General features: G+C 73.1%; 15 protein-coding genes, 1 pseudogene and 1 riboswitch. Of the genes and pseudogenes, 5 read left to right on the forward strand and 11 right to left on the reverse strand.

The window, feature by feature from the left end; genetic code table 11:
• Positions 1-587: pseudogene (locus AB0F81_RS45490) on the forward strand (serine/threonine protein kinase); the annotation flags it as partial.
• Position 588: 1 nt separating this feature from the next.
• Here the strand turns inward: AB0F81_RS45490 and AB0F81_RS45495 are convergent.
• The 3 genes from AB0F81_RS45495 to AB0F81_RS45505 are packed head-to-tail and all read right to left on the reverse strand — an operon-like array spanning position 589 to position 3618.
• Positions 589-1944 (reverse strand): ATP-binding protein, encoded by a 1356-nt coding sequence (locus AB0F81_RS45495; protein WP_360209622.1) that lies wholly within the window; start codon positions 1942-1944, stop codon positions 589-591.
• The gene (locus tag AB0F81_RS45500) at positions 1945-2616 is read right to left on the reverse strand and encodes a response regulator transcription factor (protein ID WP_360209624.1); all 672 of its coding nucleotides are present in this window, start codon (positions 2614-2616) and stop codon (positions 1945-1947) included.
• A gap of 54 nt (positions 2617-2670) precedes the next feature.
• Entirely contained in the window at positions 2671-3618 is a 948-nt protein-coding gene (locus AB0F81_RS45505) for a 3,4-dioxygenase subunit beta (RefSeq protein ID WP_360209626.1), read from the reverse strand.
• 139 nt (positions 3619-3757) lie between these two features.
• Here AB0F81_RS45505 and AB0F81_RS45510 point away from each other — a divergent pair, with 139 nt between their 5' ends.
• Complete coding sequence (locus AB0F81_RS45510; protein ID WP_360209628.1) at positions 3758-4897, forward strand: sigma-E factor regulatory protein RseB domain-containing protein; 1140 nt, start codon at positions 3758-3760, stop codon at positions 4895-4897.
• 4 nt (positions 4898-4901) lie between these two features.
• Here AB0F81_RS45510 and AB0F81_RS45515 read toward each other — a convergent pair whose 3' ends face one another.
• From AB0F81_RS45515 to AB0F81_RS45535, 5 genes are all read right to left on the reverse strand, one after another.
• Entirely contained in the window at positions 4902-5564 is a 663-nt protein-coding gene (locus AB0F81_RS45515; RefSeq protein ID WP_360209630.1) for a tyrosine-protein phosphatase, read from the reverse strand.
• Complete coding sequence (locus AB0F81_RS45520) at positions 5474-6283, reverse strand: phosphatase PAP2 family protein (protein WP_360209632.1); 810 nt, start codon at positions 6281-6283, stop codon at positions 5474-5476. The genes AB0F81_RS45515 and AB0F81_RS45520 overlap by 91 nt, the downstream gene beginning before the upstream one ends.
• A 76-nt stretch (positions 6284-6359) precedes the next feature.
• On the reverse strand, positions 6360-7394 hold the full coding sequence (locus AB0F81_RS45525) for a hypothetical protein (protein WP_360209634.1): 1035 nt from the start codon (positions 7392-7394) through the stop codon (positions 6360-6362).
• Positions 7391-8638 carry an AAA family ATPase gene (locus tag AB0F81_RS45530; protein ID WP_360209636.1) on the reverse strand — a complete coding sequence of 416 codons (1248 nt, stop codon included), beginning with the start codon at positions 8636-8638 and terminating at the stop codon, positions 7391-7393. The genes AB0F81_RS45525 and AB0F81_RS45530 overlap by 4 nt, the downstream gene beginning before the upstream one ends.
• Before the next feature lie 112 nt (positions 8639-8750).
• Positions 8751-9824, reverse strand: a complete 1074-nt coding sequence (locus AB0F81_RS45535) for an epoxide hydrolase family protein (RefSeq protein WP_360209638.1) — start codon at positions 9822-9824, stop codon at positions 8751-8753.
• A gap of 53 nt (positions 9825-9877) precedes the next feature.
• Between AB0F81_RS45535 and AB0F81_RS45540 the strand changes: the two genes are divergently transcribed.
• Positions 9878-10321, forward strand: coding sequence for a MarR family transcriptional regulator (locus AB0F81_RS45540; protein WP_360209640.1), 444 nt, complete (start codon positions 9878-9880; stop codon positions 10319-10321).
• An 85-nt stretch (positions 10322-10406) separates the two neighbouring features.
• Here AB0F81_RS45540 and AB0F81_RS45545 read toward each other — a convergent pair whose 3' ends face one another.
• The 3 genes from AB0F81_RS45545 to AB0F81_RS45555 all read right to left on the reverse strand — a co-directional run bounded on the left by AB0F81_RS45545 (position 10407) and on the right by AB0F81_RS45555 (position 12922).
• Positions 10407-11393: an NlpC/P60 family protein gene (locus AB0F81_RS45545; RefSeq protein ID WP_360209642.1), complete on the reverse strand. Its 987-nt coding sequence runs from the start codon at positions 11391-11393 to the stop codon at positions 10407-10409.
• A gap of 17 nt (positions 11394-11410) precedes the next feature.
• A riboswitch (cyclic di-AMP (ydaO/yuaA leader) is annotated at positions 11411-11541 on the reverse strand.
• Positions 11542-11663: 122 nt separating this feature from the next.
• Positions 11664-12572 carry a M56 family metallopeptidase gene (locus tag AB0F81_RS45550; RefSeq protein ID WP_360209644.1) on the reverse strand — a complete coding sequence of 303 codons (909 nt, stop codon included), beginning with the start codon at positions 12570-12572 and terminating at the stop codon, positions 11664-11666.
• Positions 12569-12922, reverse strand: a complete 354-nt coding sequence (locus AB0F81_RS45555) for a BlaI/MecI/CopY family transcriptional regulator (protein ID WP_360209646.1) — start codon at positions 12920-12922, stop codon at positions 12569-12571. Before AB0F81_RS45555 ends, AB0F81_RS45550 begins: the two co-directional genes overlap by 4 nt.
• 78 nt (positions 12923-13000) lie before the next feature.
• Between AB0F81_RS45555 and AB0F81_RS45560 the strand changes: the two genes are divergently transcribed.
• Positions 13001-14407 carry a cytochrome ubiquinol oxidase subunit I gene (locus AB0F81_RS45560; protein WP_360209648.1) on the forward strand — a complete coding sequence of 469 codons (1407 nt, stop codon included), beginning with the start codon at positions 13001-13003 and terminating at the stop codon, positions 14405-14407.
• Between the two features lie 7 nt (positions 14408-14414).
• A complete protein-coding gene (gene cydB, locus AB0F81_RS45565) occupies positions 14415-15395 on the forward strand; it encodes a cytochrome d ubiquinol oxidase subunit II (protein WP_360209650.1) in 981 nt (326 codons plus the stop codon).
• The last annotated feature ends 60 nt before the right edge of the window (positions 15396-15455 follow it).

The raw sequence follows: 15455 nt of genomic DNA on the forward strand, positions 1-15455 counted from the left end.
CCGGCCTCGGCGCCGCGATCCGCTACCTGCCGGACGGCGCCCGGCAGGCGGGCGGCTCCCCGCCCACGTCGGCTTCGCCCCGGCCGTCCGCGGCGCCCGCCCCGCAGACCCAGGAGGAACGGCTGGCCGCGATCCGGGCCGGCCGGCACCGCACCCTCATCCACATCGTCGAGGTCGACCGCGACCTGGCCCTGGACTCGCACTTCACCGAGGTCGAGGCGGGGGACGGCACCGGCGCGAAGTCGGAGTTCGCGCTGATCCCGGTCGGTGTGGACTTCCTGATCCGCTCGCTGCACGACCCGGCCGGCGACGAGGTCTGCCTGGGCGTGCGGCTCGGCGGGAACTCGGGGTCGCTGGTGGCGGCCGAGTGCGAGCCGACCGACGCGACCGTTTTCACGCTGACCCGCGCCGAGCACGAGGACGACCGCGGGCGGCCGGCCTTCACGATCAGCAACAAGACGTACGGCCTGGTGCAGTGCAGCCCCGAGGACAAGAAACTGTTCGTGGAGCAGCCCAGCGACGCGCCGCCGCTGTCCACGTTCAGCTTCGTCGACCGCGGGCCGCTGCCGTCCCCGTCGCCCAGCTGAGTCAGCGCCCGGCCGGCAGCCGGACCTCGACGCGCAGGCCCGGCCCGGCGTCGCCCAGGGTGACCGTGCCGCCGTGCCGGCGCACCAGCTCGCGGACGATCGCCAGCCCCAGCCCGGAGCCGCCGGCGTCGCGGGCGCGGGCGTCGTCGAGGCGGGTGAACCGGTGGAAGACCCGTTCCCGGTCCTCCTCCGGGATGCCCGGGCCGTCGTCGGTGACCACGATCAGCAGGTCGGCGCCGTCCGCGGCGGTGCTGACGCTGACCTTCTCCCGCCGGTGCCGCAGGGCGTTGTCCAGCAGGTTCGCCACCACCCGGGCGAGCGCGTCCGGTTCGCCGACCAGCGGCAGCGGTTCGCCGGCGTCGCGGTACTCGACGTCCGGATAGCGTTCCACGGCCTCGCCGACCAGCTGGGCCAGGTCGAGCTCCTCGACCCGGCCGGCGACCGCGCGGGCCGTGCCGTCGTCCTGGCGGGCCAGCAGGAGCAGGTCGTCGACGAGCCGGGAGAGCCGCTGCACGTCGGCGAGCAGGTCGTCGGTGAGCGCCGGCCAGTCGGTGTCGTCCGGCAGCCGCTGCGCCACCTCCAGCTCGGTGCGCATGTTGGTCAGCGGGCTGCGCAGCTCGTGCGCGGCGTCGGCGACGAACGCCCGCTGCCGGGCCCGCGCCGAGTCGAGCCGGTGCAGCATGTCGTTGAGGGTGACGGCGAGCCGGTGGACCTCGTCGCGCGAGTCCGGCACCGGCAGCCGGCCGGCCCGGGTGCCGCCGGTGATCTCCTCCGCGCCGGAGCGCAGCGCGTCCACCGGTTTCAGCGCGGCGCCCAGCGCCCGCCACAGGATCACCGCGAGCAGCACCACCAGCATCGGGTAGACGACCGCCAGGGTGAGCCGCAGCAGGTGCACGCTCTGGGTGATCTGGTCGGTGGACCGGGCCACCAGGATCCGCACCGGAGCCGTCGGCGGCCCGGCGGTGAGCTTCACGACGCGCGCCTCGCCGACGTAGCCGATCCGGGTGCCGCGGATCGGGACGCTGCGCCCGTCGGGCAGGTCGCGCAGCTCGTCGGCGTAGAGGATCGGCACCAGGCGGTCGGCGGTGGCGGAGACCGCGATGACCCGGTCCGCGGCGTCGATCACCTGGACCTGCACGCCCGGGGTGACCGGGATGGGGTTGGTCAGCGCGCCCTGGTCGACGAGGCGCTGCACGCCTTTCGCGGTGTCCATCGACTCGGAGTGCACCGAGCGGGTCTGCGCGTAGCCGAGGACCGCGACCAGCAGCAGGCCGCCCGCGGCCAGGCCCAGGGTGAGCCCGGCGGCGGAGACCAGCAGCAGCCGGGCACGCAGGCTCAGCTCGCGGATGCGGCGCATCTAGGTGACCGGCGTGGCGGCGGCCAGCCGGTAGCCGGCGCCGCGCACCGTCTCCAGGCGATCCCGGCCGATCTTGCGGCGCAGGTAGCCGGCGTAGACCTCGACCGCGTTCGGCGCGGTCTCCAGCGCGGCGTCCCAGACGTGGTCGAGCAGCTCGGTCTTGGACACCACCTGGCCGGGGCGGCGCATCAGGTATTCCAGGAAGGCGAACTCGCGGGCGGTCAGGGTGACCTCGTCGCCGGCGACCAGCACCCGGCGCTCGGCCGGGTCGAGCTCGATGTCGCCGAAGCTCAGCACCACCGGGCGCGCCTGCGCGCCACGGCGCAGCAGGGCACGCAGGCGGGCGAGCAGCACGACGTACGAGAACGGTTTGGTCAGGTAGTCGTCGGCGCCGCAGTCGAGGCCGTCGGCCTGGTCGTACTCCCCGTCCTTGGCGCTGAGCATGAGCACCGGCAGCCAGTGCCGCTCGGCACGCAGCTGCCGCACCACCCGGTAACCGGAGAGGCGGGGCAGCATCACGTCCAGGATCATCGCGTCGTAACCGCCGTGCCGGGCCATCTCGAGCCCGTCCTGCCCGTCGGCGGCGACGTCCACCGCGAAGCCCTCGGCCTGCAGTCCACGGCGCAGCGCCGCGGCGAGCCGTGCCTCATCCTCCACCACCAGCAACCGCACCCTCACACCTTGGCATGCCGCGGCGGGGTGACGGCACCAGCTCTCAGCGACCTCTCAGCGGCTGGGCGGCGGGCCGCTCGGGCGCATCCCGCTCGGCGGCGAGCCACCCGGACCGCCGGGTGCGCCGGACGGTGCCCCGTCGCCGGTGTTCTGCCCGCCCGTCGGGGTGGTCGTGGTGTCCACGCCGACGACGAGTGAGACCGCGTACCCGCTGGTGGCGTCGCCGGTGACGGTGGCCAGCTGGGTGGCGCCGGAGTCCTCGCCGAACACGTTGTCGTCGTCCAGCGACACCTGCTCGAAGTTGGTGACCGAGGTCTCGTAGCCGGCGGTCGCGTACGCCTGCCGGCAGACCGCCTCGGGCAGGGCGACCTGTGACGTGGCGATCGCCGCGGTGGAGTCGGTGATGGCTTCCTGATCGGGGTAGACCTCGAAGTGGACGTGCGGCCACCGTCCGCTGTAGCAGGCCGGGAAGATGCTGGTGAACTCGACTTTCCCGGCGTCGTCGGCGATCTGCACGCCGCGCAGGTAGTTCTCGCCGGTGATCCCGGCGGAGTAGAGCGAGTACTCCCCGGCCCGGTTGCAGTGCCAGACGTAGACGGCCACCCCGGCGAAGGCCGCGCCGGCGTTCGCCAGGTCCTTGACGGTCAGGGTGAGCGTCATCGGGATGCCCTCGGCGGTGCCGCTCGCCGAGCCGAAGCTGGACCGGATGTCGCTGCGCACGACGCTGCTCTCGCTGAGCACGTTCGGCCCGTTCGAGCCGTCACCGGGGTACGGCCCGGCCGTCTCGTCCGGGATCTCCGTGAGGGTGGAGTCGTTGGTCTGCGGCACCTCCTCCGCGTCGTCGCCGCAGGCGCCCAGGCCGAGCGCGACGGCGCCCAGGCCGAAGGCGCGCAGCACCTGGCGGCGCCGGGCCATCGTCCCCAGGTCGAACGCGAGTCCCTGGTCGGCGAGGTCCTCGCCGGGACGGGGCAGCGGTCGCCCCTGGTAGGTGGGCCTGTCCATGACTCCCCCGATACTGTCTTTTATGCCAGGAAACACGCTATCTGGCCGACCCGGCGGGGTCCTCCCCTAAGGGACTTTCTCAGCGGGATCACAGCGGTGCCGGAGCACGATGGGAGCCAGACAACAGGAGGTGGACATCGTGTCCGTGTTCAGGTCCAGGCCGGCGCTGCGCTGGCTGGTACCGTCGGCCGCCGCGGTAGCGGTCATCGGTGGCGGCGCGGCGGCCGGAACGATCGTGGCGAGCGCCGACCCGGCTCTGCCCGAGCGCACCGCCGCCGAACTGCTGGTCGATCTGCAGAACGCCGACCCGGACGGGCTCTCCGGCACCGTGGTGCAGAGTTCCGACCTGGGTCTGCCCGGGATCGCCGGGCTGCTCGGCCAGGCGGCCGGCTCCGGTGGCGGGCTCACCAGCCTGATCGCCGGCAGCAACACCGCCCGGGTCTGGTACGCCGGTGACGAGAAGGTGCGGCTGGCACTGCTCGGCACCGACGGCGAGACCGACGTGATCCGCAACGGGTCGGACGTCTGGGTGTGGAACAGCTCGAAGAACGAGGGCACCCACGCCAAGCTGCCGGCCGACAAGCAGGACCCGAAGTCGCTGCCGACCGGGGTGCCCTCCACCCCGCAGGAGGCGGCCGACGCGGCCCTCGCGGCGATCGACCCGAGCACCAAGGTCGCCACCACCGGCGCCGCCGAGGTGGCCGGGCGCGACGCGTACGAGATGGTGCTCACGCCGAAGGACGACACCTCGCTGGTCGGCCAGGTGCGGCTCGCCGTCGACGCGGTCGAGCACATCCCGCTGCGGGTGGACGTCTACGCGAAGAACGCCGTGAAGCCGGCCGTGCGGGTCGCGTTCGAGCAGATCAGCTTCGACGTGCCGGACGCCGAGCAGTTCACCTTCAATCCGCCGCCGGGCGCCAAGGTCGACGAGGCCGGCACGGTCTTCGCGCCGCACGGCGCCAAGCCGGACGCGGTCAAGCCGGAGGCCCGCCAGGGCGCCGACGCGGCGAGCGAGCCGAAGGTGATCGGCAAGGGCTGGACGTCGATCCTGACGGCCAAGCTGCCCGAGACGCCGGACGCCGTGGCCGCCGACGCCGCCAAGGCCGGCGCGGAGGAGAGCCAGATGGTGCAGAGCTTCCTCAACACCATGCCGAAGGTCAGCGGCGAGTGGGGCAGCGGGCGCCTGCTGAGCGGCGCGCTCTTCACCGTCCTGCTCACCGACGACGGCCGGGTGTTCGCCGGGGCGGTCACCCCGGAGGCCCTCTACGCGGTCGCCTGATCCACTACTCGGAGGACCCCGCCGCTTGCTCGCGGCGGGGTCCTTCCGCGTCTGCGGGCTCGAGCAGGCGCTCGCGGATCCGGTCCAGGTCGGCGGCCGGCACACCGGCCTGCCGCAGATAGGCCTCCACGCCGCCATAGCGCCGGTCGGCGTGCGCCAGCGTGTTGCGCATCGCCACGGCATCGGTTCCGGGGGTACGGGCGAAGTCCGCCGCGATCGTCCCGGCGTCCACCCCCGCCACACCGAGCAGCAGCGCGATCAGCGCGCCGGTGCGGTCCCGGCCGCCGTGGCAGTGCACCAGCACCGCGCCGGGCGGGGCCGCGGCGATCTCCTGGCAGGCCCGGGCGATCCGCTCCCCGTTGTGGTCCAGCATCGGCGCGTAGGTGTCCTCCGGCGGCTCGTAGCCGAGCGGGTCGGACAGCAGCGGCACGTTGCGATAGGCCGGGTCGCCGGCCAGCGGGCTCGGGTCCCGTTCGCACTCGCGGGGCCAGCGCAGGTCCAGGATCAGCGCCGGCCGCAGGGCGCGCAGCGTGCCGACCGAGGTGGTGGTGAGCAGCCCGTGGCTGTCGGAGCGGATCAGCGCGCCGGGCCGGATCCGGCGGCCGTCACCGGCGGGGGTGCCGCCGAGGTCGCGGGCGTTGGTGCAGTCGGGCCACTCCAGTCGCACGGTTCGGAGCCTACAACCGCTGGGCGCTGCCGGCGCAGCAGCGCGTAGGCGGCCGCGACCAGGGCGCCGGCGGCGACGGCGTCGAGCCAGTAGTGGTTGCCGGTGGCGACCACGACGAGCAGGGTGATCGCCGGGTGCAGCAGCCACAGTCCGCGGTGCCGCGCGGAGGTCGCGGTGAGCAGGGCGACCGCGACCACGACGGCCCAGCCGACGTGCAGCGACGGCATCGCGGCGTACTGGTTGGAGAGCTGATCGGTCTCCGGCGGGCCGTAGACGCCCGGGCCGAAGAGGCGGCCCAGGTCGAGCATGCCGGTGCCGGTGAGCATCCGGGGCGGGGCCAGCGGGATCAGGAAGTGCACGGCCAGCGCGCCGGAGGTGAGCAGCACCAGCACGTTGCGGGTCCAGCGGTAGTGGGCCGGGCGGCGCAGGTAGAGCCAGATCAGGCAGGCGGCGGTCGCCGGGAAGTGGACGTACGCGTAGTAGCTGTTCGCGGCGGTGACCAGCGCGGGCGAGCCGAGCAGGGCCTGTTGCACGGCCAGTTCGCCGGGCAGGCGCAGCGCGCGCTCGGCGTTCCAGATCCAGTGCGCGTTGCCGAAGGCCTCGCCGACGTGCCCGTTCGCGGCCAGCCGGGCCACCTTGTAGACCAGGAACAGCGCCGCGACGAGGGCGAGTTCGCGGGCGGCGGCCGACGCCCGGTGACGGACGCTGGAAATCGCCATGACACTCCCCCGACATTTTGATGTCGGGACAGCATCCGGCGATCTTGCCGATTGGGCAAGATTGTTTTGGGCAGCGTCACACCGGATCGGCCCGCCGGGCCACCAGGAGCAGGAGCCGCGCCACGACGGCGAGCGCCATCAACTGCCATCGCCCGGCCGCCGCGTAGGCCACCAGCAGGGCGACCGTCGCGGCCGCCGCGGCCAGGCCGGCGAGCACCGCCCAGCGGACCCGGGCCGCCAGCATGGCCAGGCAGCGCCAGGGCAGCGCGCCCGCCGGGATCAGCACCCGGCCGGCGAAGACCAGCAGCACCGCCGCGACGGTCGCCGCGGCCGCGCGGGCGACCAGCACCGATCCCGGCAACCACGATCCGGCCACCGCGAGCAGCGCGGCCACCAGCACCCCGACACCCAGACCCCGGTGCAGGCCGGCCAGCAGGCCGCGGATCGGCCAGGTCATCGTCGCCACGTCGAGCCCGGCCGGGTGGTCGGCGGCCAGGTCACGCAGCGCGCGCATGGCCGGCCCGACCCGCATCCGCTCCGCGTCCAGCAGCGCGATCAGCCAGCGGCCCTGCGGGTTCTCCGGGTCGCGGGCGAGGGCGTCGCCGGCGGCCCGGCGGGCGGCGTCGCGCCGGCCGGCCTGGCGCTCGACCTCGGCCAGGGTCAGCAGGTCCGGCACCGACTCCGGGGCGAACTCCAGGGCCCGCTCCGCCGCCTCGCGGGCCCGGTCGAAGTCGCGGCGCAGCGTCAGCACCCGGGCCAGCACCCGGTAGGCGGGCGGGAACGCCGGGCGCAGCCGGACCGCCTCCTCGGCCTCGCGCAGGGCCTCGTCCAGGCGTGCCCGGTCCGCCCGGGCGTCGTTCTTCTCCGACGTCAGCAGCAGGCACTCGGCCCGCTCGATGTGGGTGACGGCGAACTGTGGGCCGGCCGCCACCGCGGCCCGCGCGGCGGCGAGCGCGTCCACCCGGCGGCCCTGCAACCGCAGCAGGGCGGCCAGCAGGGCGAGCAGCTCCGGGTCGGTGGGCAGGTCGATCAGGCCGGCCCGGACCGCGTCCTCGGCCTCACGCAGGCGACCCAGGCCGGCGAGCATCCGCGCCCGGGACGCGGGCGTCACCGCACCTTGCGCTTCTTCAGGTACGCGGCCAGGTCGTCGTACTCGCCGCTGGTGTTGGCGAACGTGGCGACGTTGCGGGCGGTGGCGAACCAGGCGTCGGTGGACGGGCGCACCTCGCGGGCGGCGGCCAGCATGTCCGCCTGGCTGATCATGCGGATCTCGCCGGTGGCGATCGAGTCGCGCATCGCGTACTCCGCGGCGGTCTCGCAGACGTGCGCGAGGTCGGCGCCGGAGTAGTGCTCGGTGGCCGCGGCGACCTGGGCCAGGTCGATGCCGGCGACCGGGCGGTCGCGCAGGTGGTACTCCAGGATGGCGGCGCGGGCCGCGTCGTCGGGCGGCAGGACCAGCACGGTGCGGTCCAGGCGGCCGGGCCGGCGCAGGGCCGCGTCGACGTCCCACGGCGCGTTCGTCGCGGCCAGCACGAAGACGCCGTCGTTGCCGCCGTCCACCCCGTCCAGCTCGGTGAGCAGCTGGTTCACCACGGTCCGCATGGACGACTGCAGCTGGCTGCGCTTGTGCCCGAGCGCGTCGATCTCGTCGAGGAACAGCACGCACGGGGCGTGGCCGCGGGCCGACTCGAACAGGTCGTGCAGGTTGCGCTCGGAGCTGCCGATCCACATGTTCAGCACGTCGGTGATGCTCAGCGAGATGAACGCGGCGCCCATCTCACCGGCGACCGCGCGGGCCAGGAACGTCTTGCCGCAGCCGGGCGGGCCGTAGAGCAGCAGGCCGCCGCGCAGGCTCTTGCCGAACAGCGAGCGCAGTTTCGGGTTGCGCATCGGGCCGAGGAAGGCGACCTCGAGGCGCTTCTTGACCTCGGCCATCCCGCCGACGTCGGCCAGCGTGACGGTGGAGCGTTCCACGTCGAAGGTGCGGTCGGCGTGGCCGTGCACCGGGTCGGGCTCGCCGTCGCGGGCGAAGCGGGGCGGCACCACGTCGCCGAACTGCTGCTCCAGGGCGGCCCAGTCGACCCCACCGGCCGGGGCGGGCCTCTCGGCGGGCTTCTCCGTCGGCTCGGCGGGCTTCTCCGCCGGCGCGGCGGGTGGTGTGCCCAGCGCGCCGGCCATCAGCTGCTGGGCGGTGGTGTTGCCGGGCTCGCGGGCCAGCACCTGAGCGGCGTGCGCGATCGCCTCGCCACCGCGGCCGGCGGCCACCAGCAGTTCGGCCAGGTGCAGCCGCAGTGGCAGGTCGTCGGGGCGGGCCTGCACCGCCGCGGTGAGGCTGTCGATCAAGGCATCGCTCATAGGAGGCGATTATGCCCCGGCCGGCCGGGTGGGATCTGTGGGCCGCCACACCCGGCGCGCGCCGGTCACCGCGGTCGATCGTGCGGCGTCACCGGCCCGTCGAGCGTGCGGATCACCGGCCGTCGAGCGTGCGGAAGAAGGCCGTGACGTCGGCGGCGAAGGCGTGCGGGACCTCCAGCGCCGCGAAGTGGCCGCCGCGCTCGAACTCGGTCCAGTGCCGGACGTCGAAGCGCTGCTCGGCGAGCGGGCGCACGGACTGGACGATGTCGCCGGGCAGGACGGCCACGCCGAGCGGCACCGGGCACGGGTCGGTGACCGGCCGGAAGCTCTCCTTGATGAGGCGGGCGGCCGATCCGGCGGTGCCCATGAACCAGTGGTGGGCCACGTTCGCCACGATCCGGTCGTCGGGCACGGGTGTCGCCGGGTCCGCCCAGGTGTCGAACTTCTCGGCGAGGAACGCCAGCTGACCGGCCGGCGAGTCGTTGAGCGCGTAGGCCGGGGTCTGCGGGGTCGCGGCGAACAGGATTTGGTGCGGGTGCCGGTTGGCGGCCAGCCGCACGGTCTTCTCCACCCGGGCCCGGTCAGTCTCGTCCAGGCCGTCCGGTGAGCCGGGCGTGGGCAGGTAGTTGACGTGGACGCCGACGACCCGGCCCGGCGCCTCGGCGGCGAGCAGGCGGGAGACGCCGGAACCCCAGTCGCCGCCCTGCGCGCCGTAGCGCTGGTAGCCGAGGCGGTCCATCAGCTCGGCCCAGGCGCGGGCGACCCGCCGGATGCCCCAGCCGGTGCGAGTGGTGGGCCCGGACAGGCCGTACCCGGGGATGCCGGGGATCACCACGTGGAAGTGCTCGGCCAGGGAACGGGCGACGTCGAGGAACTCGACGGTGGAACCGGGCCAACCGTGGGTCAGCACGAGCGGCAGCGCTCTCCGGTCGGCGTTGCGCAGGTGCATGAAGTAGACCCGCTCACCGCCGATCTCGGTGACGAACTGCGGGAGGGCGTTGAGTTCGGCCTCGTGTGCCCGCCAGTCGAACTTCGCCCAGTGCTCGGCCAGTGCCCGGACCCGGTCCTGCGGGATGCCGTGATCCCAGCCGGCGCCGGCTGCCTCGCCGGGCCACCGGGTGCGGGTGAGCCGGTCGTGGAGGTCGTCGATCTGCTCCTGGGAGACGTGCAGCTGAAATTCATTCATGCACCTAACGTTAGTCATTCTAACGTTAGTGTGTCCAATGTTATGCTGGACACGTGGAACACCTGCCGAGCTGGCTGCTCACTCAGACCGCGACGTTCGCGCACCGCCTCGTGGCCGACGGGCTCGGAGCAATGGGTGCGCGCGGCTATCACCACCGGCTGCTGCGGTCGCTGATCGAGGACGGGCCGGCCAGCCAGGCGGACCTCGGGCGGCGCACCGGCATCCACCTCAGCGACCTGGTCGGCGCGCTCAACGAGCTGGAGGGCACAGGGTTCGTGGGGCGCTCCCCCGACCCGGCCGACCGGCGGCGCAACGTCATCACCGTCACCGACCGCGGGCGGGAGCGGGCGGTGGAGCTGGCGGCGCGGGTCGACGCGATCCAGGACGAGCTGCTGGCGCCGCTGGACGCGGAGGAGCGCCGGGAGCTGGTCGCTCTGCTGGGGCGGGTGCTGCGGCACCATCGGGATCGTGAGAGCGGCAACCCCGAGGCGGGATGAGCCACGGGCGCAGGCGTAGCCCGTACCGAAAAAACGAAACGGCCGCTGCCCGATGTGGACAGCGACCGTTCTCGCGAAGAGCGGCCTAACCGGGCCGGCGATAGCCGGCGATCGGACCGCGATCGATCGACGCCATCCGCACGTGGTCGCCCGTGTGCGGGGCGTGCACCACCTTGTTGCCGCCGATGTAGAGGGCGACGTGGTGCAGATCGGAGTAGTAGAAGACCAGGTCACCCGGCTTCAACTCGTCGCGGCTGACCGCTCGGGTCGAGCCCCACTGGTCCTTCGTGTAGTGCTCGAGGTGCACACCGACCGAACCCCACGCCTCCTGGGTCAGGCCCGAGCAGTCGTAGCTGTTCGGACCGTTGGAACCGAAGACGTAAGGCTTGCCGATCAGGTCGCAGGCCTTCTGGGCCGCGCGACCACCCTTGTCGTTGGTGTACGTCACCGGGCACGGACCGGTCCGCAGCGGGCCGTCGTTGACGTCCGCCGTGCCGTACGCCTCGATCCGCAGCTTCTGGAGGTCCTCGATCTCGCCCTCGATCGCCTTCTTCTTCGACGCCAGGTCGGTGTCGCGGACGGCGATCTCGGCCTCGAGCTGGTCCACCTTCGCCTTGTCGGCGGCGTACTTGTCGCGCAGCTTCGCCACCTCGGCGATGGACTGCTCCTGGTTGAAGGCCAGCTGGTCGAGAAGGGTCAGCTTCTCGGTCAGGCTGTCCGGGTCGCCGCTCATGATGGCGTTCATCGCGCTCGGCGGGCCCTGCATGTAGGCGTCCACCGCGAGGCCGCGAACCTCGACCATGGCGGCGTCCACCTGCTTCTGCAGCGGCGCCAGGGTCTTCTCCAGCTGCTTCTGCTGTTTCTGCAGCTTCTTCAGCTTGCCGTGCACGTCGTTGTACTGCTCGATGACGGGTTCGAGCTTGTTCCACTCCTCATCGATCTGCTTCTCGATGCCGGAGGGCGTGGGCTCGGCGTGGGCAACGGCCGGTCCGGTGAGAACGAGCCCGGACGCGACCACCGCGCAGATGAGTCCACGCAGGAGGCCGGCGCGCCGCGCGCCTATCCGTTTCACGTAGGTGCGTTGTCCTTTCTTCCTGTCCAGCCGCCGACCGGGTTAGCTGACGGGTTCGGGCGGGAAGAGCGCCCGGCCGCGGGTTCGCGGCTGCACCCCAAGGGACCTGGGTCCCCGGCTCGCGCGAGCGATTAGGCGGTGGTCCGCCAGATCGGCCGGATGGACGATGGGGGCTGGGCGAACCGGGGATCACCGTACTCGGATGATCCCGGTAATTGAAGCGCGCCCACGCGGTGAAACCGTGCGCTCAGGTGCCGTTACTCTGCGCACTCAGAACGGCCAGGCGTCCAGGGCTCTCGCAAGCCACGGGACCACGAGAATCACGGTGGGTAACGCCAGGAGGCCTACCGCGGCGAGCGCCGCGGCCACCGTCAGCGCCACCGAGCTACGGTCCGGGCCGTCCAGCCGGGCCAGCCGGCGCCGCCGGGATTCACCCTCCGGGTCGGCTGCCACCTCCTCCGCCAGGGGGACGGCGTCGGCCAGACGAGCCAGCGCGGCCCGCAGCGGCGCGGGCCCGGTGCGGCGCCTCGCGGCATCGTCGGCCACCATCTCCAACAGCAGATGTACGGCGTCCAGCGGCGCCCGGCTGCGCAGGGGCCGGGGCACCGCCCGGTAGAAGGCGGTGAACGACTCCATCACCAGCTCGTGCCGGTGCCGCAGATGGGCCCGCTCGTGGGCGAGGACCGCGTCGACCTGCTCGCGGTCGAGCACCCGCAGCACGCCGTCGCTGAGCACCACCCGCGGTTCGCGGCCGGGCACGCAGTAGGCCATCGGCAGCGGGCCGTCCAGGACGCGCACCTCGCCGCCCTCGATCTTCTCCCGGCGCTCGACCCGGTCCAGCAGGTCGACCAGCATGCGGTGCCGGGCGCGCCGGGCCCGGGCCCGGTAGCTCACCTTGCCGAGCGAGATCAGCAGCCGGATCACGATGGTCGCGGCGACCGCGAGCGAGAAGACCAGCGCCGCCACGGTCTCCGGGTGGCGGGCGCCGGCGGCGCGGGCCACCTCCTCCGGGGCGGCGAGCACGACGCCCAGGGCACAGAGCACCGCGGTGAGCGTCAGTGCCTGCCAGAGCAGCACCCCGGCCACCGGGGCACGGTCCAGCCACCGGGCGTGCGCCAGGATCCCCGGCGCGACCAGTGACAGGGTGAGCCCGAGCGCGCCGAGCAGGAGGGCGGTCACCGCTCGGTGGTGCGTGCCGCTTCGATAGCCGCCTTCAGGGCTTCCGGGGGCAACTGACCCACGAAGTACGCCAGGGCGGCGTCGCGGTCGGGGGTGGCGCTGAGCGCGTCCAGCATCAGGCCGGCGGTCATCTCCTCGCGGGTCTGCGCCGGTGCGTACCGATAGGCGCGGTCCGCTTTCTGCTGGGTGACCAGTTTCTTCTTGGCGAGCCGGTCGAGCACGGTCATCACCGTCGTATACGCCAGGTCGCGGTCGCGGCTGAGCAGCTCGTGCACCTGCCGGACGGTGAGCGGCTCGCGCGCGTCCCACAGCTTCGTCATGACCTCACGCTCGAGGTCCCCCATCGCCATGTGTCCCACTCTACTGCACGGCGTCGTACTACAAGGCGTAGTATCTACTACGCCACGTCGTAGAAGAGGGGGCTTGCCGTGGATGTGCTCGACCTGACCCGGTTGCAGTTCGCGGTCGTCACGATCTACCACTATCTGTTCGTCCCGCTGTCGATCTGCCTGTCCGCCGCCGCGGCCGGGCTGCAGCTGGCCTGGATGCGCACCGGGCACGAGCGATATCTGCTGCTCACCAAGTTCGTCGGCAAGCTGCTGATCGTCACCTTCGCGGTCGGCGTGGTCACCGGGCTGGTGCAGGAGTTCCAGTTCGGGCTCGGGTGGAGCGCGTTCGCCCGGTTCTACGGCGACGTGTTCGGGCCGACCCTGGCGATCGAGGGCATGCTCGCGTTCTTCCTCGAGGCGACGTTCCTGGCGCTGTGGTACTTCGGATGGGACCGGCTGCCCCGGCGGCTGCACGCGGCCACGATCGTGGTGGTCGCGGTGGGGACGCTGCTGTCGGCGTACATCATCCTGGCGGCCAACTCGTTCATGCAGAACCCGGTCGCCTACGCGCTGGACCCGGAGACCGGGCGGGCGCACCTGACCAGCTTCACCGAGCTGCTCACCAACGAGGTGGTGCTGGCCGCGTTCCCGCACACCATCGCCGGGTGCGCGATGGCCGGCGGCGGGCTGCTGCTGGCGATCGGGATCTGGCGGGCGTCGGCCGACACGGCCTTCCGGACCCTGGCCCGGCTCGGCGCCTGGATCACCCTGGTCGGCGGCGCGGCCGTGGCGATCAGCGGTGACCACCTCGGCAAGGTGATGACCGCGGTGCAGCCGATGAAGATGGCCGCCGCCGAGGCGCTGTACGAGACCACCACCGGGGCGCCGTTCTCGGTCTTCGCGATCGGGTCGCTCGGCCACGACCGGCCGTTCTTCAGCATCGAGATCCCGTACCTGCTGTCGTTCCTCGGGACCGGGTCGTTCACCGGGACCGTGCAGGGCATCGACGACCTGCAGGCGCAGTACGTGGCCGAGTACGGACCGGGCAGCTACATCCCGATGATCCCGGTGGCGTTCTGGACGTTCCGGCTGATGATGGGTGCGGGCATCCTGGCGATGGTCTTCGCCGCCTACTACCTGTGGTCGAACTCCTCTCTGCGGCTCACGCGGCTGCCCCGCCTGCTGCAGCCGGGCCGCGGCACCCCCGGCTGGGTGCGCCGCTTCGCCCTGCTCGCGCCGCTGCTGCCGGCCGCGGCCAACACCTTCGGCTGGATCTTCACCGAGACCGCGCGACAGCCCTGGCTGGCGTTCGGCATCTCCAAGGTGGCCGACGGCATCTCCCCCGGCCTCACCAGCGCCGAGGTGATCGCGTCGCTCGCCGGGTTCACCCTGATCTACGGGCTGCTGGCGGTGGTCTGGTGCCGGCTCGTCATGCACCTGTCCCGTCAGCCACTGGCCGCCGCGCCGGTCCCCGCGACCGCCGCCGAGCCCGCCCCGGCCTATTAGGAGCGTCATGATCGACATCTGGTTCGCGGTCCTCGTCCTCGCCTGGGTGCTCTACTTCGTCCTGGAGGGCTTCGACTTCGGCGTCGGCATCCTCGGCCCGTTCCTCGGCAGGTCGCCGCACGAGCGCGGGGCGATCATCCGCACCGTCGGCCCGTTCTGGGACGGCAACGAGGTCTGGCTGGTCGCCGCGATCGGCGTCACCTTCGCCGCCTTCCCCGACTGGTACGCCGCCCTGCTCTCCGCGCTCTACCTGCCGATGGTCCTGATCCTGCTGCTGCTCGCGGTCCGCGGCGTCGCCCTGGAGTTCCGCGGCAAGCACGACTCGGCGGCCTGGCGGCGCCGCTGCGACGGGCTGCTGTCGCTCAGCTCGGCCGGCATCGTGCTGCTCTGGGGCGCCACCCTCGGCATCCTCGTCGACGGCCTGGCCCTCGGCGCGAACGGCGAGGTCACCGGCACCGGCCTGGAACGCAGCCTCGCCCCGCTGGCGTCGCCCGCCGCCGGGCTCGGCGCACTCGCCGCCTTCGCCGCGGCGATCCTGCTGGGTGCGACGTTCCTCGCGCTGCGCACCACCGGCCCGGTGCGCCGCCGGGCCCGCGACCTGGGCCGGCACACGGCCACGGCCGCGGCGGTCACCCTGCTGCTCATCGGCATCGGTACGGGCTCGCGCCTCACCCTCGCCGCGGCGGCCCTGACCTTCGTGGCCGGTCTGCAGGCCCGCCGGTCGCGGGAGGTGACCGCGTTCGCGGCGGTGGCGGCGGCGGTCGCGGGGGCGGTCGTGGCGGTCTTCACCGTGCACGGTGACGTGGTGCTGCGCAGCACCCTCGACCCGGCCTGGTCGCTGACCCGCACGGGCGCGGCCGCCGGACCGGAGGCGCTGGAGCTGCTCACCGTCGCCGGTGTGCTGATCCTGCCCGGGGTGCTGGTCTATCAGGCCTGGTCCTACTGGGTGTTCCGGCGGCGGGTGGCCAGCGAACGGGTGCCGTCATGAGCACCGCGACGGTCGCACCGGCACGGCCGGCGCCGCGACCCGCACCCGGCCCGCCGGCGC

This window comes from Actinoplanes sp. NPDC024001, assembly GCF_040638955.1.
In the GTDB taxonomy this organism is placed as follows: domain Bacteria; phylum Actinomycetota; class Actinomycetes; order Mycobacteriales; family Micromonosporaceae; genus Actinoplanes.

Coding starts and splice junctions, on each gene's coding strand:
- AB0F81_RS45495 (WP_360209622.1), bottom strand. CDS start 1,944: ATGCGCCGCATCCGCGAGCTGAGCCTGCGTGCCCGGCTGCTGCTGGTC.
- AB0F81_RS45505 (WP_360209626.1), bottom strand. CDS start 3,618: ATGGACAGGCCCACCTACCAGGGGCGACCGCTGCCCCGTCCCGGCGAG.
- AB0F81_RS45520 (WP_360209632.1), bottom strand. CDS start 6,283: ATGGCGATTTCCAGCGTCCGTCACCGGGCGTCGGCCGCCGCCCGCGAA.
- AB0F81_RS45530 (WP_360209636.1), bottom strand. CDS start 8,638: ATGAGCGATGCCTTGATCGACAGCCTCACCGCGGCGGTGCAGGCCCGC.
- AB0F81_RS45535 (WP_360209638.1), bottom strand. CDS start 9,824: ATGAATGAATTTCAGCTGCACGTCTCCCAGGAGCAGATCGACGACCTC.
- AB0F81_RS45555 (WP_360209646.1), bottom strand. CDS start 12,922: ATGGCGATGGGGGACCTCGAGCGTGAGGTCATGACGAAGCTGTGGGAC.
- cydB (WP_360209650.1), top strand. CDS start 14,415: ATGATCGACATCTGGTTCGCGGTCCTCGTCCTCGCCTGGGTGCTCTAC.